The organism is Streptomyces sp. NPDC001532 (genome assembly GCF_040298625.1).
GTDB lineage: Bacteria > Actinomycetota > Actinomycetes > Streptomycetales > Streptomycetaceae > Streptomyces.
In genome coordinates, this window is sequence record NZ_JBEPAL010000001.1 from 562,060 (window position 1) to 583,396 (window position 21,337).

A 21,337-nucleotide genomic window follows, 5' to 3' on the forward strand; every position below is an offset into this window, starting at 1 on the left:
GACGGTGCGACGGGAAGACACGGAAGGACGTCGAAGCAAAGACGCTCACCTCGGTCTCCAGGTTGCCGAATCCCGGCGTGACCGATCTCAACTGATCACCGGCGCTGTATTTGTCAGGCACTTTTGCGGGCAGAGCCGACCAATCAAGATCACTTGTTCCGGAGCGGCGGGCGTGTTGTCGGTGTCAGGTGCGAGGATGCGTGCAGTACTGGCCGACGTGCTCGTGCGGGGTGGGGGACTCCGTGCCCGGGCAGAAGGGACCGCTGACGGCGATGCAGATCCGGCTGACCGTCGTAGACCCGCTGAGCCCGCCGCCTGACCAGGCGCGGGGCCGCGCCACGAGCCGCGACGTGCTGGTCACCGCGCCCGCCGGCACGGCCCTCTCGGCGGTGGCCTCGGCTCTTGCCTCGGCGGTCACCGGGGAGGGCGGCGCCCAGCCCGGCCCGGTGGTGCTGTACGCGGGCGCGGAGCGCCTGGACGACCGCCGCTGCACCCTCGGCGAGCCCCCGCTGCTGGACGGCGCCGTGCTCTCCCTCGGCGCCCCCGCCGACCCCGAGCCGCACCCCGAGGTCGACGACGCCCCGGCCCGCCTCGACGTGGTCGCCGGGCCGGACGCGGGCGGAGTGCACCTGCTGCACGGCGGCCGGATCGACATCGGCCGCTCCGCCGACGCCGACGTCCCGCTCGACGACCCCGACGTCTCCCGGCTGCACTGCGCGGTGACCCTCGCCGCCGACGGCCGCGTCACGGTCGCCGACCTCGACTCCACCAACGGCACCACCCTGGACGGCACCCGCGTGGGCACCCGCCCGGTCCGCTTCGCGCCGGGCGCGCTGCTGCGGCTCGGCGAGTCGGCCCTGCGGCTCGCCCCGGCCGGCGGCCCCGGCGCGCGCCGGGAGACGGTTCCGGACGGTGAGGGGCACGTCCGTGTCTCCCCGCCGCCTGCCGACGTACCGCGGGCCCCGGAGAGCCACGCCCGCGCGGACGGCGCCGCCGACGACGCCCGGCCGGGCCGGGACGCCGCGCGCGCCCCGGAGCACGCCCCGGTCGAACCGCCCGTGCGCCCGCCGGTCGTACCGGGACAGAGCGGAGCACCCAGGATCGAGGGGCGGGGCGCCGGACGCCCACCCGGCGGTCGGCTGGTGCCGCCCGCCCAGCCGCCGTCCGGCGGCGAGACGCACGGCGGACGCCACGGCGTGCCCGGCCTGCCCGGCACCCCGGACCCGGCTCTCGAGCCGGCCGTGCGGGACACCCCGGGCGTCCCGGACGCCCCGCGCCGGCGCGGGGGCATCGGCGCCTGGGCCCGCCGCCTGACCGGCGGACGCGGCGAGCAGCCGGTGGCCGAGGCGCAGCCGTACGTCGTGGAGGCGGCCGGCGCGCCGCTGCCGGCCCCGGCGGCCGGACCCCTGCTGCCGGAGACCTGGCCGGACATGGCGGCCCTGCTGCTGACCGCGCTCGGCCCGGGGCCCCGGCTGTGGGAGCGCGGGCCGGGACACCCGGAGGCGCTGACGGTCCGGCTCGGCACCGCCGACCGGACGGCACCCGACGGCTCGGGACTGCTGCCCGCCGTCCCGGTCACCGCCGACCTGCGCGAGGTCGGGGCGCTGGGCCTGGCCGGGCCGCGCCCGCGGCTCGCCGGGCTGGCCCGCGCGGTGGTGGCGCAGCTGGCCGCGCTGCACTCCCCCGCCGCCCTGGAGATCGTGCTGATCAGCACCGACCGCTCCCGTTCGGTGGCGGAGCGCACCGCCGAGTGGGGCTGGCTGGGCTGGCTCCCGCAGGTCCGTCCCGGCCACGGCCAGGACTGCCGCCTGCTCCTCGCCTACGACCGCGAACAGGCCGCGGCCCGCACCGATGAACTCCTGCGCCGCCTGGAGGACCACCTCACGGAGCGGACGGGGGGCGGCGGACCGGGCATCGCGAGCGCCGCGTCCTCGGCGACGGCGGCCTCCGCAGCTGGGGGTGCCGGGTGCGCGGGTGCCGGATCCGCGAGTGCCGGATCCGCGGGTCACGGAGCCACGGCTCCCGGACCGTCGCGTCACGGAGCGCCGGCTCCCGGACCGTCGCGTCACGGAGCGCCGGCTCCAGGCTCGGCGGGATACGGAGCGCCGGCTTCCGGAGCTACCGCGACCGGGCCGACGGGCCACGGAGCGACGGCTCCGGGCTCGGCAGGGCACGGAACGCCGACCCCCGGACCGTCGGGTCACGGAGCCCCGGCTTCAGGCTCGGCGGGTCACGGAGCCCCGGCCGGAGCTACTGCCACCGGACCGGCGACTCACGCACCGGCTGCCGGCGGACCGTCAGTTCCCGGGCCCACCGCCGCCGCACCGCCCGGATCCGCCGTCTCAGCAGCTCCGTCACCGACACCACCTGTCTCCACCCCCACACCGCCGGCGTCCCCGGCGGCCCACGGCTCGTTCACCGCATCCCCTACTGCCCCGGCTTCCCCGGCTCAGTCGTTCCCGTCCCGGGCAGCCTCGGCCGGGCTCCCCGCACCCCGGTCGTCCGCGACCGCGTCCGCTCCCGTCCGCCGCCCCTCCTGGGCCCTGCCGGACGGCCCGGAGGCCGGTGCCCCGGGGCCGTACACCGTGGTCGTCGTGGACGGCGATCCCGGGGGTGCCGGGCTGCGGGACGCGGTGGCGCGGCTGGCGGTGGAGGGGCCGCGGGCCGGGATCCATGTGGTGTGCCTGGCCGAGACGGCTCCCGCCTCACCCGCCTCGCCGGTGACGGAGACCTTCGAGGCGGCCTGCGCGGCGGCCCCGACGTTCCGCTCCTGCGGGGCGGTGGCCCTGCTGAGCGGCGATGTGGCGACGGCGCTGCGGCTGCTGCGGGTGGCTCCCGTGGAGTCGGCGTCCGGTAGCGCCGGCCCCGCCCCGGTGGGCCACGGCACCATAGCCACCGTCGACGCGGTCTCCCCCGCCTGGGCCGAGCGGTTCGCGCGGGCGCTCGCGCCGCTGCGGCCGGACGGCTCGGGCGGCGAGCGGCAGGCGCGGGTGTCGGCGCCGCTGCCGCAGACCGCCCGGCTGCTGGACGAGCTGGGGCTGGCGCGCGCCACCCCGGCCTCGCTGATGGCCCGTTGGGCCGACGCGGCCGACGACACCAAGGCGCTCGGCGGGCGGGCCTGGGCGGTGCTCGGCGCGGGCCCGCGCGGGCCGGTGGTCGTGGACCTGGTGGCCGACGGCCCGCATCTGCTGGTCGAGGGCCCGGCGGGCAGCGGCCGCACCGAGCTGCTGCGTGCCGTCGTCGCCTCGCTCGCCGCCGCCGAGCGTCCGGACCGGCTCGGGATCGTGCTGATGGACGGCCGGGACAGCGTGGGCACGGGCGCGGCGCACGGCGACGGACTGCGGGTCTGTACGGACGTACCGCACGTCACCACCCATCTCACCGCCAACGACCCGGTGCGGATGCGGGAGTTCGCGCAGTCGCTGAGCGCCGAGCTGAAGCGGCGCGCCGAGTTGCTGGGCCACTCGGACTTCACCGAGTGGCACACGGGCCGGGAGCTGTCCGGCCGGATGGTCGCGCAGCGTTCCGCGCCGGGGCAGGGCGGGGCCGGGGACCTGGACGGGCCGCCGAGTTCGACGATCCGGCTGCGGCCGGGCGGGGCCCGCCGGCAGGCGGAGGCGGCGCCGCCGCTGCCGCGCCTGGTGGTGGTCGTGGACGATCTGGACGCGCTGGTCTCGCCCGCGCTCGGCTCGCCCGGGCGGCCCGCGGCGGGGTCCGTGGTGCGGGCGCTGGAGGCGGTGGCCCGGGAGGGCGAGCGGCTGGGCGTGCATCTGGTGGCGGCGGCCGGGCCGGGCGGCCGTACGGCCGAGTCGGAGACGGCGCGGCGGGCGCGGCTGCGGGTCGTGCTGGAGGCGCCGGAGCCGGGGCCGGAGGAGCCGTCGCCGGGCCGGGGCCGGCTGACCGGTGCGGACGGGCGGGTCACGCCGTTCCAGGGCGGGCGGGTCACGGGCCGGATCCCGCGGACCGCGACGCTGCGGCCGACGGTGGTGGCGCTGGAGTGGCACCGGATGGGCGATCCGCCGGCCCTCCGTCCGGTGCGCGAACTGGGCAACGGGCCGACGGATCTGGCGCTGCTGGCGAGCGCGCTGGAGCGGGCGGCGCGGGAGGTGTCGGCCTCGCAGGTGCCGTCGCTGCTTTAGGGGGTATGCGCGGGCGTGGGCTCGAGCAGGGCTCGTGCCGCGTCACGACGCGGTCACGATCACCCTCTTGACATGGTTTGCGCCCTTGCCGACCCTCGGCACCCGGCGTAGACCAGTGCCCACGGAGCAGCGTTTGGGACGTTCGACGAGGAACGAAGAACGGGGCCGTGATGCACAGCAGGAGCAGCACCAGCCGGACGACGACACTCAGGGCCGCGAGGGCCGCCGCGGTCCTTCTCGCGGGGGCGCTCACCCTCACCGCCTGCGGGGGCGACGACAAGGACGGCGACGGTCCCGAGGGCGGGGGCGGCGCCGAGGAGACCACCAGCACGGTCACCCTGCCGAAGCTGGACGGCGAGACCCTGGAGGTCGCCGCCGTCTGGACGGGCCCGGAGCAGGCCAACTTCAAGAAGGTGCTGGCGGAGTTCGAGAAGCGCACCGGCGCGAAGGTCACCTTCGTGCCCGCCCAGGACCCGATCATCAACTTCCTCGGCTCCAAGATCGCCGGTGGCCAGCCGCCGGACGTGGCGATGCTTCCGCAGCCCGGCGCCATCAAGCAGGCCGTGGAGAAGGGCTGGGCGAAGCCGCTGGGCGCCGAGGCGCAGGCGGAGCTGAAGAAGAACTTCTCGCAGGGCTGGCAGGACATCGGCACGGTCGACGGCAAGCAGTACGGCGTCTACTACAAGGCCGCCAACAAGTCGCTGATCTGGTACAACACGCAGGTCTTCGAGAACGCGGGCGCCGAGGAGCCCAAGACCTGGGAGGACCTGCTCACCACCGCGCAGACGGTCTACGACTCCGGCGTCACGCCGTTCTCGGTGGGCGGCGCCGACGGCTGGACCCTCACCGACTGGTTCGAGAACGTCTACCTCTCGCAGGCCGGCCCGGAGAAGTACGACCAGCTGGCCCGGCACGAGATCAAGTGGACGGACCCCTCCGTGAAGGAGGCCCTGACCACGCTGGCCGAGATCTGGGGCAAGCAGGACTACCTCGCGGGCGGCGCGAGCGGCGCGCTGCAGACCGAGTTCCCGGCCTCCGTGACCCAGACCTTCACCGGCGGCGACCAGCCGAAGGCGGGCATGGTCTACGAGGGCGACTTCGTGCAGGTCAACATCGCGGAGACCGAGGCGGAGGTGGGCACCGACGCGAAGGTGTTCCCGTTCCCGGCGGTCGGTGACACCGCGCCCGTCGTCTCCGGCGGCGACGCGGCCGTGATCCTGGAGGACTCGAAGGCGGCGCAGGCCCTGGCGACCTTCCTGGCCTCGCCGGACGCGGCGTCGATCCAGGCGAAGCTCGGCGGCTATCTGTCGCCGAACAAGAACGTGGACCCGTCGGCGTATCCGAACGCGGTGCAGCAGGAGATGGCCAAGGCGCTGGTCGCGGCCGGTGACGACTTCCGCTTCGACATGTCCGACCAGGCCCCGCAGGCCTTCGGCGGCACGCCCGGCAAGGGCGAGTGGAAGGCGTTGCAGGACTTCCTGAAGAACCCGAAGGACGTCGAGGGCACCCAGAGGCAGCTGGAGGCCGACGCGGCCGCGGCGTACGGGAACTGAGCCGGCGATGACGCCGGACAAGGCGGCGGGGGCCCGCGGGGCCCCTGCCGCTCCCAAGTCGCGCAAGAGCGTCACCGGCACCCGCACCACCATGGCGGCGCTGTTCCTGCTGCCCGCCCTGGTGCTGCTCGGCGCGCTCGTGGTCTACCCGATCGGGTACTCGGTCGTCCGTTCCTTCTACGACCAGTCCGGCGACGGCTTCGCCGGATTCGACAACTACCAGGCCCTGTTCACCGACGACGGCATCCGCACCGCGCTGAAGAACAACATCGTGTGGGTGGTGTTCGCGCCGACGGTCGCGACCGCGCTCGGTCTGATCTTCGCGGTGCTGACCGAACGGGTCCGCTGGGGCACCGCGTTCAAGCTGGTCGTCTTCATGCCGATGGCGATCTCGATGCTGGCGGCGGGCATCATCTTCCGGCTGGTGTACGACCAGGACCCGGACAAGGGCGTCGCGAACGCGGTCTGGGTGGGTGTGCACGACACGTTCGCGCAGTCGTCGGCGTTCCCGAAGGCGCACCCGGGGCGCCAGTCGCCGCTGGAACCGGCCGGCGGCGGCGCGTTCGTCACCAGGGAGCCGGTCCGTGCGGGCGAGCCGGTGGCGCTGCCGCTGGTGGGTGTGGCGCCGGACCTGATGCCGGACGAGGCGAAGAAGGCCGTGGCGGCCCCGGCCGAGCCGGGGAAGATCACCGGCACCACCTGGCAGGACTTCACCCGCGGCGAGGGCGTCGGGACCCTCGGCGCGCCCGACGCGTCCGAGTTCGGCTATCCCGGGATGAGGATCGAGGCGGTGAGGGACGGCGAGGTGGTGGCGTCCACGACGGCCGCCGACGACGGCACCTTCAGCCTGCCGGCCGCCGCGGAGGGGGCGCTGCTGCGGCTGCCCGCCGACAACTTCGAGCAGCCGTACAACGGTCTGGACTGGCTCGGCCCGTCGCTGGTGACCCCGGCGATCATCGGGTCGTACATCTGGATGTGGGCGGGTTTCGCGATGGTGCTGATCGCGGCCGGTCTGGCCGGGGTGCCGCGGGAGCTGCTGGAGGCGGCGCGGGTGGACGGCGCCAATGAGTGGCAGGTGTTCCGCAGGGTCACCGTGCCGCTGCTCGCGCCGGTCCTCGCGGTCGTCACCGTGACGTTGATGATCAACGTCCTGAAGGTGTTCGACCTGGTCTTCATCATCGCGCCGGGCTCCTCGCAGGACGACGCGAACGTGCTCGCCCTGGAGCTGTACCGCAAGGGCTTCGCCGAGGACCAGCCGGGCGTCGCGAGCGCCATCGCGGTGTTCCTGCTGCTGCTGGTGATCCCGGTGATGTGGTTCAACGTCCGGCGGCTCAGGCGGGAGGTGCGGCGATGACGAAGGTGGCGGCACGGCCCGGGCGGTCGCTGGGCGCGCAGCTGGTGGAGAGGCTGAGCGGCGGGGCGGTGCGCGCCTTCCTGATCGTGGTGGGCCTGTTCTGGCTGGTGCCGACGATCGGTCTGCTGCTGTCCTCGCTGCGCAGCACGGAGGACATGAACGAGAGCGGCTGGTGGACGGTGTTCACCGAGCCCGCGCAGCTCACCGTCGACAGCTACCAGCGGCTGCTGGAGAACGGCGACATCACCGACTCCCTGGTCAACACGGTGCTGATCACGGTTCCGGCGACGGTGCTGGTGGTGGTGATCGGCGCGCTGGCCGGCTACGCGTTCGCGTGGATGGAGTTCCCGGGCCGCGACTGGTGGTTCCTGGCCGTGGTCGGGCTGCTGGTGGTGCCGGTGCAGGTGGCGCTGATCCCGATCGCCGAACTGTTCGGCAAGATCGGTCTGTTCGGTTCCATCCTGGGTGTGATTCTGTTCCACGTCGGCTTCGGGCTGCCGTTCGCGGTGTTCCTGCTGCGGAACTTCTTCGCGGAGATCCCCCGGGAGCTGCTGGAGGCGGCGCGGCTCGACGGGGCGGGCGAACTGCGGCTGTTCGCACGGGTGGTGATGCCGCTGGGCGGGCCGGCGATCGCCAGCCTCGGCATCTTCCAGTTCCTGTGGGTGTGGAACGACATGCTGGTCGCGCTGGTGTTCACGGACGCCGGCAGCCAGCCGGTCACGGTCGCCCTGCAGACGCAGGTACGGCAGTTCGGCAACAACATCGATGTGCTGGCGCCCGGCGCGTTCATCTCGATGGTGGTGCCGCTGGCGGTGTTCTTCGCCTTCCAGCGGCAGTTCGTGTCCGGTGTGATGGCGGGCGCGGTGAAGTAGGGCACCCTACACAGCACTTCACAGGGGCGGGCCGGGAACCACCGGTCCGCCCCTCGGTGTTCACCCCGATTCCCCCACATGCCGTACGGACCGTAACTCCTTCACTCCATCGGCCGTTCCCGGGCAGAACGCCCGAGCAGACCCGCCGACCCTTGGATGTCCCCTTGCCCAGGTTCAGTGTCATCGTCCCCGCGTACCAGGTTCAGGCGTATCTGCACGAGTGCCTGGAATCGGTGCTGTCGCAGTCGTATCCCGATCTCGAACTGATCGCGGTGGACGACTGCTCGCCGGACGCGTGCGGCGAGATCATCGACGAGTTCGCGGCCCGCGACGCCCGGGTGAGGGCCGTCCACCTGCCGCGCAACGGAGGGCTCGGGCCGGCCCGCAACGCCGGGATGGAGCAGGCCACCGGCGACTACCTGATCTTCCTCGACTCCGACGACACGCTCACCCCGGACGCCCTGCGCGCCATCGCCGACCGGCTGAAGGAGACCGGCGAACCGGACGTCCTCGTCTACGACTACGCCCGCACCTTCTGGACCGGTGAGGCGGTCCGCAACAAGGCCGCGGGCCAGCTCGCCGAGCAGGGCCCGGCACCGTTCCGCCTGGAGGACCGGCCGGGTCTGCTGAAGCTGCTGATGGTGGCCTGGAACAAGGCCTACCGGCGGGAGTTCGTGGCCCGCGAGGGCCTGCTCTTCCCGCCCGGCTACTACGAGGACACCCCCTGGACCTACCCGGTCATGCTGACGGCGGAGACGATCGCCACCCTGGACCGGGTCTGTGTGCACTACCGGCAGCGCCGCCAGGGCAACATCCTGTCCACCACCAGCGACAAGCACTTCGACCTGTTCGAGCAGTACGACCGGGTCTTCGCGTTCGTCGAGGCGCGCCCCGAACTCGCCCGCTGGCGGCCGCTGCTGTTCCGCCGCATGCTCGACCATCTGACGACGGTGTACCGCAAGCCCGACCGGCTGCCGCCGCGCAGCCGCGCCGCGTTCCTGCGCCGGGCCCGCGCCCATCACCGCCGCTACCGCTGCCCCGGCGCCCCGGCCCCGCTGCGCGCCCGCCTCCAGGACGGCCTGGTCCGCTTCGGCGCGCACCGCGCCTTCCGCGCCCTGCACCTGGCCCTGGCCGCCCGCCGCCGCACGGCCCGCGGCGTCCGGCGCCTCGCCCGGGCGCTGCGCGCCGCCGCGCTCCAGCTGCACTACCGCGTCCAGCTCCGGCTGCCCCTGCACGCCGACCGGGTGGTGTTCGCCGCCTCCTGGGGCCGCGGCCACGGCTGCAACCCCGGTGCCCTGGAGGCCGCGGTGCGCACCCACGCCCCGCGGCTGAGCACCGCGTGGATCGCCCGGCCCGAGCACCACCACACGATCCCGACCGGCACCCGCCGCCTCACGCCGGGCACGGCCGCGTACTTCACGGCGCTGGCCCGCTCGAAGTACCTGGTGAACAACGTCAACTTCGACCACCGCCTGGTCAAGCGGCCCGGCCAGGTCTTCGTGCAGACCCAGCACGGCACACCGCTGAAGCACATGGGCCTCGATCTCCAGGAGCGCCCCGCCGCCGCCCGCGACACCGACTTCGCACGGCTCCTGGACGGCGTCGACACCTGGGACTACGTGGTCTCCGGGAACCGGCACACCACGCTGACCTGGGAGCGCGTCTATCCGGGCCGCTACACGGTGCTGGAGTACGGCCTCCCGCGCAACGACGTCTTCCAGCGGGCGACCTCGGCGGAGGTGGCCCGGCTGCGCGAGTCGCTGGGCATCCCCGAGGGCGCCGTCGCGGTCCTGTACGCGCCGACCCACCGCGACCACCGCCGCACCCAGCGCACCGCCCTCGACCTCGACCGCGTGCTGCGCCGCCTGGGACCGCGGTTCGTCGTGCTGGCCCGCGCCCACCCGCTGCACGGCGGCCCGCTGGCCGCGACCTCGGGCCGGGTCGTGGACGTCACCGGCCACCCGAGCGTGGAGGCCCTGTGCCTGGCGTCGGACGCCCTGGTCACCGACTACTCGTCGATCATGTTCGACTACGCCAACCTGGACCGCCCGATCGTGATCCACTCCCCCGACGACGACTGGGCGGCGTACGAGGCGGCCCGCGGCACCTACTTCGACCTGCGGTCCTTCCCGCCGGGCGCGGTGGCGCGCAGCGAGGACGAGCTGATCGACATCTTCGCCACCGGCCACTGGCGCGGCTCCCGTTCGACCCAGCTGCGCCGGGCGTTCCGGGAGCGTTTCTGCCCGTACGACGACGGGCGGGCCGCCGAGCGGGTCGTCCGCCATGTGCTGCTGGGCGAGGGACCGGAGGCGATCCCGCCGGTGATCCCGCTCGACGAACGCCACCCGGTGGCGTCGGCCGCCGCGGCGCTGCCGCGCACTCCGCTGGCCACGGTGCCGCAACCTTCTGGTCCGCTCACCGTCACCGACGGACGTCGATGACCGTTGCACCTTCCGGGAGTTCGTATGCCCCGCAGCTCGTCGCGGCCGACGCCGACGCGCCCGTCCACCTGGCGGCCGTCGGGGCGGCCCGGCGGTACACCGCACGGTCCGAGGCGCGCGCCTCCCCGACCAGGACCAGCACGACAGAAAGAGCAGAATGCCCCGCTTCAGCATCATCGTCCCGTCCCATGGGGTCGCGGGCCGGCTGGCCCAGGCGCTGGACTCGGTCCTCACGCAGTCCTTCGGCGACTTCGAGCTGATCCCGGTGTGCGACGGGCCGGAGTCGCCCGCGGCCGGGGTCGCCGCCGCCCACGCCGAGCGGGACTCGCGGGTGGCCCCCGTCCACTCGCCGCCTTCGGCCGGTCTGGCCGGGGCGCGCGGCGCCGGGACGCGGGCGGCGACCGGCAGCTATCTGCTGTTCCTCGACGGCGACGACCTGCTGCTGCCCGGCGCGCTGACCGCGCTCGACGCACGGCTGACGGACACCGGTGACGTCGACGTCCTGCCCTTCGCCCACGAGCGCACCCCCTGGTGGGAGGGCGATCCCACGCACCCGGCGGCGCCGCTGCTCGCCCAGGTCCCGTCGGATGTCTTCCACCCCGACCGGGCCCCGCGGCTGACCGGTGTGCGACTGCCCGCGTGGAGCGCGGCCTACCGGCGGGCCTTCCTCACCGAGCACGGACTGGACTTCCCCGAGGGCCACTTCACCGACATCGGCTTCGGCGCGGCGGTGATGGCACGGGCCGAGCGGGTCGCCGTGCTGCGCGAGCCGGTCGTACGGCATCACGTGCGGCGGCAGGGCGACCGGCTGCGGCTGCCCGGCGAGCACCACATGGACCTCCTCGACCAGGCCGAGCGGGCACTGGCGCAGGCCGAGCGGCTGTCCGCCGAGCGCGCGCGGGCCCTGTTCGACCAGCTCTTCGCCCTGGTGCTGAAGACGGCCGCGCACCCGCGCCGGCTGCCCGCCCGGAGCCGTCGCGCCTTCTTCCGCCGGGCGAGCGGGCTGTACCGCCGCCACCGCCCGGCCGGACACCGCGCCCCGGGCGGCAGCCTCGGCGTGCAGCACCGGCTGCTGGCCACCGGCGCCTACACGGCGTTCCGGGTGCTGCGCGATGCCAAGGAATCGGCGGTGCGGGCCGGGGAGCGGCTGCCGCGCCCGCGCGGGCTGCGCACCCGGCTGCTGTACCGGCGTCAGCTGCGCCGCCCGCTCGACCCGAACCTGGCGGTGTACTGCGCGTACTGGGGCCGCGGTTACGCCTGCAACCCGGCGGCCATCCACGCCAAGGCCCGCGAACTCGCCCCGCACATCCGGTCGGTGTTCCTGGTCGAGGCCGACCAGGCGCACTCCGTGCCGAAGGACGTCGACCACGCGGTGATCGGCAGCCGCCGCTACTGGGAGGTGCTGGCCCGCGCCACCTACCTGGTCAACAACGCCAACTTCGCGGAGGGTGTGGTGAAGCGGCCCGGCAGCGTGCATGTGCAGACCCAGCACGGCACCCCGCTGAAGAAGATGGGCGTCGACCAGTCGACGTACCCGGTGGTGGCCGCGCAGTCCGGCAGCTTCGCCAAGCTGCTGGGCCGGGTCGACCGCTGGGACTACAACATCTCCTCCAACAGCCACTCCACCCAGATGTGGGAACGCGCCTTCCCGGGCTCCTACGAGCACCTGGAGTACGGCTACCCGCGCAACGACGTGTACTACACGGCGACCGCCGACGACGTGGCCCGGGTCCGCGAGCGGTTGGGCGTCCCGGAGGGCAAGACGGCCGTGCTGTACGCGCCGACCCACCGCGACTGGCACACCGGCTTCGAGTCCGGCCTGGACCTGGAGGCGTTCTGCGAGGCGGCCGGCGAGGACGTCGTCGTCCTGCTGCGCGCCCACTACTTCTACGACCGGGGCCGCTCGAAGGCCTCCGGCCGGATCATCGACGTCACCTCGCACCGCTCCTCGGAGGACGTGTGCCTGGCCGCCGACGCGCTGGTCACGGACTACTCGTCGATCATGTTCGACTACGCCAACCTGGACCGGCCGATCGTCGTGTACGCCGACGACTGGGAGATCTACCGGGAGACCCGGGGCGTCTACTTCGACCTGATGCAGGCCCCGCCCGGCCCGGTGGCGCACACCCCGGAGGAGCTGGCACGGGTGTTCCGGGACGGCTCCTGGGCGGGCGCGGACGCCCGCGAGCTGAGGGCCGCCTTCCGGGAGCGGTTCTGCCAGTTCGACGACGGACGGGCGGCCGAGCGGGTGGTCCGCCGGGTGCTGCTCGGCGAGCCGCCGGAGGCGATCCCGCCGGTGATCCCCCTGGCCGAGCGCATCCCCGCACCCGCCGCGACGACCCTCGTAAGGAGCTGACGTGCCCCGGTTCAGCATCATCCTCCCCTGTTTCAAGGTGCAGGGCTTCCTGCGCGAATGCCTCGACTCGGTGCTGGAGCAGTCGTTCGGCGACATCGAGGTGATCGCCGTCGACGACTGCTCGCCGGACGGCTGCGGCGCGATCCTCGACGAGTACGCGGCCCGCGACCCACGGGTGAAGGCGGTGCACCTGCCGGAGAACGTGGGCCTCGGCCGGGCCCGCAACGCCGGGATGCCGTACGCCACCGGCGACTACCTGTTCTTCCTGGACAGCGACGACACCCTCACGCCGGGCGCGCTGCGCGCGATGGCCGAGCGGCTGGCGCAGACCGGCGACCCGGACGTGCTGGTCTTCGACTACGTCCGCACCTACTGGTGGGGCGGCACCCGGCGCAACGTCCTGGCGCACGTCCTGGGCGAGGCGGCCGACGCGGGCCCGTTCACCGCCGCCGAACGGCCCGAGGTCCTGGACCTGCTGATGGTGGTGTGGAACAAGATCTACCGCCGGGACTTCGTCGAGCGGCACGGCTTCGAGTTCCCGCCCGGCTACTACGAGGACACCCCGTGGACGTTCCCGGTGATGCTCAGCGCGCGGCGGATCGCCGCGCTGGACCGGGTCTGCCTGGAGTACCGGCAGCGCCGGCAGGGCAACATCCTGTCCACCACCAGCCGTAAGCACTTCGACATCCACGACCAGTACGAGCGGGTGTTCGCGTTCGTCGACGCCCACCCGGAGCTGCACGACTGGCGCGGCCGTCTGCACGCCAAGATGGGCGAGCACTGCCTGGACATCCTCGCCAAGCCGGACCGGCTGCCGCCGTCCGACAAGGCCGAGTTCTTCCGCCGTACGACGGAGATGTTCCGCCGTCACCGGCCCGAGGGCGTGGTGGTCGACGCCTCGCTGCGGGTGCTGGAGGGCGGGTACGCCGCGTATCTGGCGCGGCGGAAGGCGGCGCGGGCCGGGCAGGCGGTGGGGCGGCGCGCGGAGCGGGTGCGTACGGCGGCGGCGGTGCGGGCCCGGCGGGCGCGGACCTCGCTGCTGTCGGGGCGGTCGCTCGATCCGGACCTCGTGCTGTACTCGGCGTTCTCGCACCGGGGCGTGCTCGGCGACCCGGCGGCGGTCTACCGCGCGGCGCGGGAGGTCGCTCCGCGGCTGCGCGGGGTGTGGGTGGTCAAGGACGAGGAGGCGGCCGCGCAGTTGCCGCCGGACGTCGAGCACGTACTGCTCGGCTCCGCCGCCTACGAGCGGGCCGCCGCGCGGGCGACGTACTTCGTGAACAACGTCAACTGGCCCGGGGCGCTGCGCAAGCGGCCCGGCACCGTGCACATCCACACCCACCAGGGCACCCCGCTCAAGCACATGGCGGCGGATCTGCTGGCCAAGCCCGGTGCCCGGTTCGGTGTCGACGTGCCGCAGATGCTGCGGCGCGCCGACCGCTGGGACTTCAGCCTGGTCGCCAACCGGCACTCGGAGCTGGTGTGGGAGCGGGCCTACCCGTGCCACTTCGCCTCGGCGCGCACTGGCAGCCCCCGCAACGACGTGCTGGTGAACGCCGGTCCGGAGGCGGGCGCGCGGGTGCGGGCCCGGCTCGGTGTCCCCGACGGGCAGACCGTCGTGCTGTACGCGCCGACCCGCCGCGAGTACCGGCGGGGCGGGCATGTCGACCGGATCGACCTGGCGCGGTTCGCGGAGGACCTGGGCGAGGACCACACCCTGGTGGTGCGGCTGCACCCGTCGCTCGCCACCGGTCACGCGCGCGGGATGGGCCTGGCGGACCTGCACCGGCGGGGCGTGCTGATCGACGCCACCGACGAGCCGCACGTCGAGGAGCTGATGCTCGCCTCCGACGTCCTGGTCACCGACTACTCGGCCCTGATGTTCGACTACGCCAATCTGGACCGGCCGATCGTGGTGCACGCCGACGACTGGCCGGCGTACGCGGCGAGCCGCGGCGCCTACTTCGACATCACCGCCGACCCGCCGGGCCATGTCTCGCGCTCCTACCGCGAGCTGGCCTGGCTGTTCGCCTCCGGGACCTGGCGGGACCGGGACGCCGAGCGGCTGCGGACCGGCTTCCGCGAGCGGTTCTGCGAGTACGACGACGGACACGCCGCGGAGCGGGTGGTGCGGACGCTGATGCTGGGCGAGGAGGCCTGGACTCCGGACCGGGTCGCTCTGCCGACGCAGGCCGCCGCGCCGGGCCACAACGTGCTCACCGCCTCGTGAGGCTCCAGGCCGTCCGGCTGCGCGCGCGCACCTGGGTGCTGGTCCTGGCCGCGGTGTTCGCCCTGCTCCAGCTGGCGAACGTCACCGGCCGGGACACTCCCGACACCAAGAACTACCTGTCGTACGCGCTCAGTCTGCGCGGGGACTCCAAGCGGGAGGCCGCCGCCGCCACCATCGAGTACGTGTGCGCGGGGCGGGCCTCGCTCGCGCACCGGGCGCAGAACGTGCACGTGGTCCGCTTCCACCGCCCGGACCCGGCGCCGCGTGTGCACGAGGACTGCCGGGCCGACGAGTGGCGGGTCGTGGAGCGGCGGCTGCGGGCCGGGCAGACCGGTGGGCACACCGTGCCGTACATGCCGGAGCGCTTCATGCGGATCTTCGAGGTGCGGCCGGGCTATCCGGTGTTCCTGACGCCGTTCGTGAGCGTGTTCGGTGTGGTGTGGGGGGTATGGGCGGCGAGTGTGGTGATCGCCGTCGCGGGGGGTGTGCTGGTCTTCCTGGTCCTGCGGACGCTGCGGGTGCCGGTGCCGCTGTGTCTGACGGGGCAGGGGCTGTACTACGTGCTGCCGGTCGGGACGACCGCGATGCGCCCCATGACGGAGGGCCTGATGCTGGCCCTCACCCTGGCGGCGGTGTGGGGCTGCGCGCTGGTGCTGGACGGGCGGCGGGCGCGGGCCGGGCTTGCGCTGGTCGGCGGTGCGCTGGTGGCGCTGTTCACGGTCAAGCACTCGCAGGCGCTGTTCCTCGGGGTGTGCCTGGCGGCGGCGGGCACGCTGATCGCGGTGCGGCGGTGGCGGCGGGGCCGGCCGCCGGGGCGCGGGGTCCTCGCGGTGGCGGGGGCGGGCCTGGCGGCGACCGTGCTGACGGTCCTGGTGGCGAAGCTGCTCGGGTATCCGTCCACGGAGGACAGCGTGCAGGACCTGCTCACCCATCACTTCGCCCGGCCGGACCGCGCCGATCCCTGGCCGGAGTTCTTCCAGCTCCAGGTGAACTTCTGGATGGAGTGGGCGCGCCGGCAGCTGTGGCAGCCGCTGTTCGTGGCGGCGCTGGCGGCCGGGGCGTGGGGGGCGGTGAAGCGGCCGGCGTTCGGGGTGTTCCTGGGCGCGGCGGCGTTCACCGGGATCCTCACCCAGGCCGGTCATCCGGACATCAACATCTGGGGCGAGCGGCTGATCGTGCTGGCGTGGCTGCTGCCGGTGGTGGGGGTGCCGCTGCTGCTGGAGTCGGTGCTGCGGCGGCCGGTGCCGCTGCCCGCGCAGGGACACCCCGAACGGGCTCACTCGATGCGGTGACATGAGGTCATATCGTTGACCCGCGCGGGAACATACCGCAAATGCCTCAAACGCCTACCTTCCGTTCGGCTCCATGAGCACCGGAGTCCTCGTCCGGCGGCTCCCGCGCGGGGCGACGGCCCTGCGCGGCCGCGTCTGGCGACCCACCCCGTACCAGGTCTTCGGCTTCCTGTTCTGGCTGCTGATGTCCCTGGCGTACTGGCGGGTGCCGCTGTGCTGTGACGCCGGACAGCACGCGGCGGTCGTCGAACGCCTCAAGGCCGACCTGCTCGATCCGCGCCACCCCACCGCCGACCTGCCGGGCGCCGGCAGCCCCTACTACTCGCCGTACGCCGTCCTCCAGGGCGCGATCGCCCGGGTGAGCGGGCTGAGCGGCTGGGAGCTGGTGAAGCTCTCCGGGCCGGTGAACCTGCTGGTGCTGATGACCGGCCTGAACCGCTTCGTGCGGGTGCTGACGCCCCGGCCGTGGGCGCCGGTGCTGGCGCTGACGGCGATGGTCCTGCTGTGGGGCGTGGAGCGGGCCTGGTGGAGCGGGTATCTCGGGCTGATGTCCATGACGGGCACGCTGGGCTACCCGTCGGCGTTCGCCATCGGCCTGACCTTCTGGGTGTGGGCCTGGACGGGGGTGCGGGCCCGTGACGGCGGGCCGGTGCGGTACGTGGGACCCGGCGGGCTGCCGAGCCTGACCGGCTACGCGGCGCTGGGCGCGGCGTACGGGCTGATCCTGCTGGTGCATCCGATCACCTCGGTGGCGGCGGTGCTCGGCGGGATCGCGCTGGTCGCCGGATGGCAGCGCGGCCCGCGCGCGGCGGCCGTGCTCGCGCGGTGGGCGCTGGCCGGTCTCATGGCCCTGCTGACCGGCGCGCTCTGGCCGTACTTCGACGTCTTCGCGCTGACCGGCGACACCAGCGTCGACGGTATGCACCGGCGGCTGTACCTCGACCTCGCCGGCCAGTTCGGCCTGGCGCTGGTCGGGCTGCCGGCGCTGCTGCTGCGGGTCCGGCGGGAGTCCTGGCGCGATCCGCTGGTGCTGATGTTCGCGCTGGACGTGGCGGTGGTGGCGTACGGCTGGTTCAGCGGCCACTACACCTACGGGCGGATCCTCGGGATCACGCTGGTGCCGCTCCAGTTCGCGCTCGCCGTCGAACTGGCGGCGCCCCGGCCCTGGCGGGCGGGGAGGCGGCTGCTGGCCGCGGTGGCGGCGGTGGCGGCCTGCGCGGGTTTCCTCACCGTGCACGCCGGGGCGGTGGTGCCGCGCTCGCTCGATCCGGTGGGCTTCGCGCAGCCGCCGCGCTGGCCGTCGTACGACTGGGCCGCGCGGCACATCCGGCCGGGCGAGGTGGTGATCACCGACGGCTACTGGGCGGTGCACGCGATCGCCGGGTACGGCACGAACCTGGCCGCGCCGACCTGGCCGGACGCGGCCGTCGACGAGACCGAGCGCAGACGGCGGGTCGACGAGGTGCGGGCGTATCTCGCGCCGGAGGCGACCCGCGCCGAGCGCACCACCATCGCCCGCCGCTACCACGTGCGCTGGCTGCTGCTGACGCGCTGGCGCGAGGTGCCCGAGGAGGCGGTGGTGGTGGCGTGGAGCCCGCGGACGGGGGAGGTGCTGGCGCGGATCGCCGGGTGAGTGCGCCCGGGCGGGTTACTCGATGACGAGCTCGACGGGGATGTTGCCGCGGGTGGCGTTGGAGTACGGGCAGACCTGGTGGGCCTGCTCGACCAGCTTGCGGCCGGTCGCCTCGTCCAGGTGGTCGGGCAGCTCGACGCGCAGCGTGACGGCGAGCGCGAAGCCCTCGCCCTGCTGGCCTATGCCGACCTCGGCGGTCACCGCGGCGTCGGAGACGTCGACCTTGGCCTTGCGGCCAACGAGGCCGAGGGCGCTGCCGAAACAGGCGGCGTAACCGGCGGCGAACAGCTGCTCGGGGTTCGTGCCCTGGCCGTTGCCGCCCAGCTGCGCCGGCATGGCCAGCGGGAGGTCCAGCGTGCCGTCGGAGGAGACGGCGCGGCCCTCGCGGCCGTGGGTGGCGGTGGCGACAGCGGTGTAGAGCGCGTCCATGGGGGGTCCATCCCTCTCGGTCGGAATCAGTCGGATTCAGTCGGGTCAGGCGGTCGGCGGCTGCCGGAGTCCGGCCGCCGCACGCCATAAGTAGAGCACACAACTAAGTTGTGCACAACTAAATGGCTCGCAAGAGCTACCCTGGGGACATGACCAGCACGCCCGCGGAGGACTGGCTCCGCCTGGACCGCCAGATCTGCTTCTCCCTGAACGCCGCCTCCCGCGCCTTCAACAGCGTCTACCGGGTGATCCTCAAGGACCTCGGGATCACCTACCCGCAGTACCTGGTGATGCTCGTGCTCTGGGAGCACGGGGACCTGCCCGTGAAGAGCCTCGGCGAGCACCTGCGCCTGGACTCCGGCACCCTCTCCCCGCTGCTCAAGCGCCTGGAGACGGCCGGACTCGTCCGCCGGGAGCGCAGCGCCCGCGACGAGCGCTCGGTCGAGATCCGGCTCACGGAGCAGGGCGTCGCGTTGCGCGAGCGGGCGGAGGAGGTGCCGCGCCGGATCGTCGCCGCGACCGGCTGCGACATCGACGAGATCCGCACCCTGCGCGACCGCCTCGACCGGCTCACGACCGCGCTGGACGCGGCCGTGGCGGAGGAGGCGGCGGCGCGGTAGCGATATCGGCGGCGGCGGGCAGGTCATACATACAGGCGTCCGGCTCCCTCTCCCCCCACTGAGGACCCCTCGCCGATGACCTCGCAGACCCGCCGTCTCCTCGCCCTCACCGCCGCCTGGCCGGTCACCCGCGCCCTGATGCTGTGGCTGCTCGCCCACAACGCCGCGGAGCTCCTCGGGAACGGCTCGGTGGCGCGGGAGGTGTGGCGGCTGTACCGGAACTGGTCCGACCACCTCGCGCGCGAAGGCTTCCCTACGGACGACGCCCTGTGGCAGTACCCGCCGGGCGCCGGGCCGGTGCTGCTGGCGCCGGAACTGCTGCCGGGCCTGACGTACTTCCAGGCGTTCGTGGTCCTCAGCCTCGCCGCGGACGCGGTGATCACCGTGGCACTGGCCCGCGCGGGAAGCCGGCCGGGCCGCACGCTGCTCGGCCCGGCGCTGTGGATCCTCGCGCTGCCGCTGCTGCTGCACGTGCCGCTCGCGCGGTACGACCTCCAGGTCACCGCGTTCGCCGTGGTCGCACTGGTGGCGCTGACGCGCTCCACGCGCGCGTGCGGGGCGTTCGCGGCGCTGGGCGCCCTGGTGAAGGTGTGGCCGGCCCTGGTGCTGGTGGGCGTGCCGAAGGGGCGGGCGACGCGGCGGGCGTGGGGGTCGGCGGCCGTCACCGGGGCGGTGGCCCTCGGGCTGCTCGCCGTCGCGTTCGCCCACCCGCTGGCCTTCCTGCGCCAGCAGGGCGGCCGGGGCGTGCAGATCGAGTCCTTCGGCGGCACCCTGCTGGGGCTCGCCACACACGCCGGCTGGCCGGGGACGACGGGCTACCGGTACGGGGCCCTGGAGTTCTCCGGGCCGTATGTGTCCGCCGTGGCCACCGCCTCCCTCGCCCTGACGGCCGTGGCGTTCGCGCTGCTGCTGCGCTGGCGGCTGACCGCGCGGCACTGGTCCGAGGCGACACCCTACGACGCGGCGCTGACCGCCGTACTGCTCTTCACCGTCACCAGCCGCGTGCTCAGCCCGCAGTACATGATCTGGCTGCTCGGCCTGGCCGCCGTCTGCCTGACCTCCCGGCAGACCTCGCAGCGCCCCGTCGCCGCGCTGATCGTCGCCGCGACCGCCGTCACCGGGCTGATCTACCCCGTGCTCTACGACGAGGTCGCGGCGAGCACCGCGACCGGCTGCGCGCTGCTGGTCGTGCGCAACGGCCTCCTCGGCACGGCCGCGGTCCTGTCCTTCGTCCGGCTACGGCGCGTCACAACAAGGTCACAGAGCGAGCCCGCGCCTGCTTCACTGGGGGCCGGACACACCCACCGGGCCCCCACGGGGGCCGCCGACTGACGAGGGGACGGCCGCACATGACCTGGCTGATCACCGGTGGCGCCGGATACATCGGGGCGCATGTGGTACGGGCGATGACCGAGGCCGGCGAGCGGGCCGTGGTCTACGACGACCTGTCCACCGGGATCGCCGAACGGCTCCCGGCGGACGTGCCGCTGGAGGTCGGCTCGACGCTGGACCGGGAACGGCTCAGCCGGGTGCTGGCCGGGCACGGCGTCACCGGGGTGGTGCATCTGGCGGCGAAGAAGCAGGTCGGGGAGTCCGTGGACCTGCCGCTGCACTACTACCGGGAGAACGTGGAGGGCCTGCGGGTCCTGCTGGAGGCGGTCACGGCGGCCGGGGTGGAGTCCTTCGTGTTCTCCTCCTCGGCGGCCGTGTACGGCATGCCGGACGTGGACCTGGTGACCGAGGAGACGCCGTGCGTGCCGATGTCGCCGTACGGCGAGACCAAGCTGGCCGGTGAGTGGCTGGTGCGGGCCACGGGCCGGGCGACGGGCCTGGCCACCGCCTCGCTGCGCTACTTCAACGTGGCCGGCGCGGCGGCCCCGGAGCTGGCCGACACCGGCGTCTCCAATCTCGTCCCCATGGTCTTCGAGAAGCTGACCGAGGGCGCGCATCCGCGCATCTTCGGCGACGACTACCCGACCCCGGACGGCACCTGCGTCCGGGACTACATCCACGTCGTCGACCTGGCGGAGGCCCATGTCGCCGCCGCCCGCGCGCTCCAGGCCTCCCCCGGCCGCGACCTCACCCTGAACATCGGGCGCGGTGAGGGCGTCTCCGTGCGCGAGATGATCGACCGCATCAACGCCCTCACCGGCTACGACCGCCCGCCCACGGTCACCCCGCGCCGCCCCGGCGACCCGGCGCGCGTCGTCGCCTCAGCCGACCGCATCAGCACCGAGCTGGCCTGGAAGGCCCGCCACGACGTCCAGGACATGATCACCTCCGCCTGGGAGGGCTGGGTCCGCCTGCACCCGGGGGCGGCGCGCGACTAGTAGTGCTTGGTCAGGTGTGTTCGCTGGTGGCGTGTCCGTTTGATGGGGTGTGTCGTTGAGCGGGTGTGCTGGGTGGGGAGTTGGCTGCGGT

13 protein-coding genes are annotated in these 21,337 nt (G+C 73.9%); 12 read left to right on the forward strand and 1 reads right to left on the reverse strand.

Going from position 1 to position 21,337, the window contains the following annotated elements; translation table 11 throughout:
• Nucleotides 1-272: 272 nt before the first annotated feature.
• The 9 genes from ABT232_RS02565 to ABT232_RS02605 all read left to right on the forward strand — a co-directional run bounded on the left by ABT232_RS02565 (nucleotide 273) and on the right by ABT232_RS02605 (nucleotide 17,867).
• Complete coding sequence (locus ABT232_RS02565) at nucleotides 273-4,139, forward strand: FHA domain-containing protein (RefSeq protein WP_351834819.1); 3,867 nt, start codon at nucleotides 273-275, stop codon at nucleotides 4,137-4,139.
• Nucleotides 4,140-4,309: 170 nt separating this feature from the next.
• Complete coding sequence (locus ABT232_RS02570; protein ID WP_351834822.1) at nucleotides 4,310-5,692, forward strand: ABC transporter substrate-binding protein; 1,383 nt, start codon at nucleotides 4,310-4,312, stop codon at nucleotides 5,690-5,692.
• Between the two features lie 7 nt (nucleotides 5,693-5,699).
• Complete coding sequence (locus tag ABT232_RS02575; protein WP_351834730.1) at nucleotides 5,700-7,046, forward strand: carbohydrate ABC transporter permease; 1,347 nt, start codon at nucleotides 5,700-5,702, stop codon at nucleotides 7,044-7,046.
• The gene (locus ABT232_RS02580; RefSeq protein WP_351834733.1) at nucleotides 7,043-7,918 is read left to right on the forward strand and encodes a carbohydrate ABC transporter permease; all 876 of its coding nucleotides are present in this window, start codon (nucleotides 7,043-7,045) and stop codon (nucleotides 7,916-7,918) included. Before ABT232_RS02575 ends, ABT232_RS02580 begins: the two co-directional genes overlap by 4 nt.
• 164 nt (nucleotides 7,919-8,082) lie before the next feature.
• A complete protein-coding gene (locus ABT232_RS02585; protein WP_351834735.1) occupies nucleotides 8,083-10,359 on the forward strand; it encodes a bifunctional glycosyltransferase/CDP-glycerol:glycerophosphate glycerophosphotransferase in 2,277 nt (758 codons plus the stop codon).
• Between the two features lie 157 nt (nucleotides 10,360-10,516).
• Nucleotides 10,517-12,715 (forward strand): bifunctional glycosyltransferase/CDP-glycerol:glycerophosphate glycerophosphotransferase, encoded by a 2,199-nt coding sequence (locus ABT232_RS02590; RefSeq protein WP_351834737.1) that lies wholly within the window; start codon nucleotides 10,517-10,519, stop codon nucleotides 12,713-12,715.
• A gap of 1 nt (nucleotide 12,716) precedes the next feature.
• Complete coding sequence (locus tag ABT232_RS02595; RefSeq protein ID WP_351834740.1) at nucleotides 12,717-14,942, forward strand: bifunctional glycosyltransferase/CDP-glycerol:glycerophosphate glycerophosphotransferase; 2,226 nt, start codon at nucleotides 12,717-12,719, stop codon at nucleotides 14,940-14,942.
• A gap of 17 nt (nucleotides 14,943-14,959) precedes the next feature.
• Nucleotides 14,960-16,234, forward strand: coding sequence for a hypothetical protein (locus ABT232_RS02600; RefSeq protein ID WP_351834824.1), 1,275 nt, complete (start codon nucleotides 14,960-14,962; stop codon nucleotides 16,232-16,234).
• A 73-nt stretch (nucleotides 16,235-16,307) separates the two neighbouring features.
• Nucleotides 16,308-17,867 (forward strand): hypothetical protein, encoded by a 1,560-nt coding sequence (locus tag ABT232_RS02605; RefSeq protein ID WP_351834743.1) that lies wholly within the window; start codon nucleotides 16,308-16,310, stop codon nucleotides 17,865-17,867.
• A gap of 15 nt (nucleotides 17,868-17,882) precedes the next feature.
• On the opposite strand, the gene ABT232_RS02610 is transcribed toward ABT232_RS02605, so the two are convergent.
• Complete coding sequence (locus ABT232_RS02610; protein WP_351834746.1) at nucleotides 17,883-18,296, reverse strand: organic hydroperoxide resistance protein; 414 nt, start codon at nucleotides 18,294-18,296, stop codon at nucleotides 17,883-17,885.
• Nucleotides 18,297-18,445: 149 nt separating this feature from the next.
• Between ABT232_RS02610 and ABT232_RS02615 the strand changes: the two genes are divergently transcribed.
• The 3 genes from ABT232_RS02615 to galE all read left to right on the forward strand — a co-directional run bounded on the left by ABT232_RS02615 (nucleotide 18,446) and on the right by galE (nucleotide 21,246).
• The gene (locus ABT232_RS02615; RefSeq protein ID WP_351834749.1) at nucleotides 18,446-18,916 is read left to right on the forward strand and encodes a MarR family winged helix-turn-helix transcriptional regulator; all 471 of its coding nucleotides are present in this window, start codon (nucleotides 18,446-18,448) and stop codon (nucleotides 18,914-18,916) included.
• Nucleotides 18,917-18,991: 75 nt separating this feature from the next.
• The gene (locus ABT232_RS02620; RefSeq protein WP_351834751.1) at nucleotides 18,992-20,248 is read left to right on the forward strand and encodes a glycosyltransferase 87 family protein; all 1,257 of its coding nucleotides are present in this window, start codon (nucleotides 18,992-18,994) and stop codon (nucleotides 20,246-20,248) included.
• Nucleotides 20,249-20,265: 17 nt separating this feature from the next.
• Entirely contained in the window at nucleotides 20,266-21,246 is a 981-nt protein-coding gene (galE, locus tag ABT232_RS02625; protein ID WP_351834753.1) for a UDP-glucose 4-epimerase GalE, read from the forward strand.
• The last annotated feature ends 91 nt before the right edge of the window (nucleotides 21,247-21,337 follow it).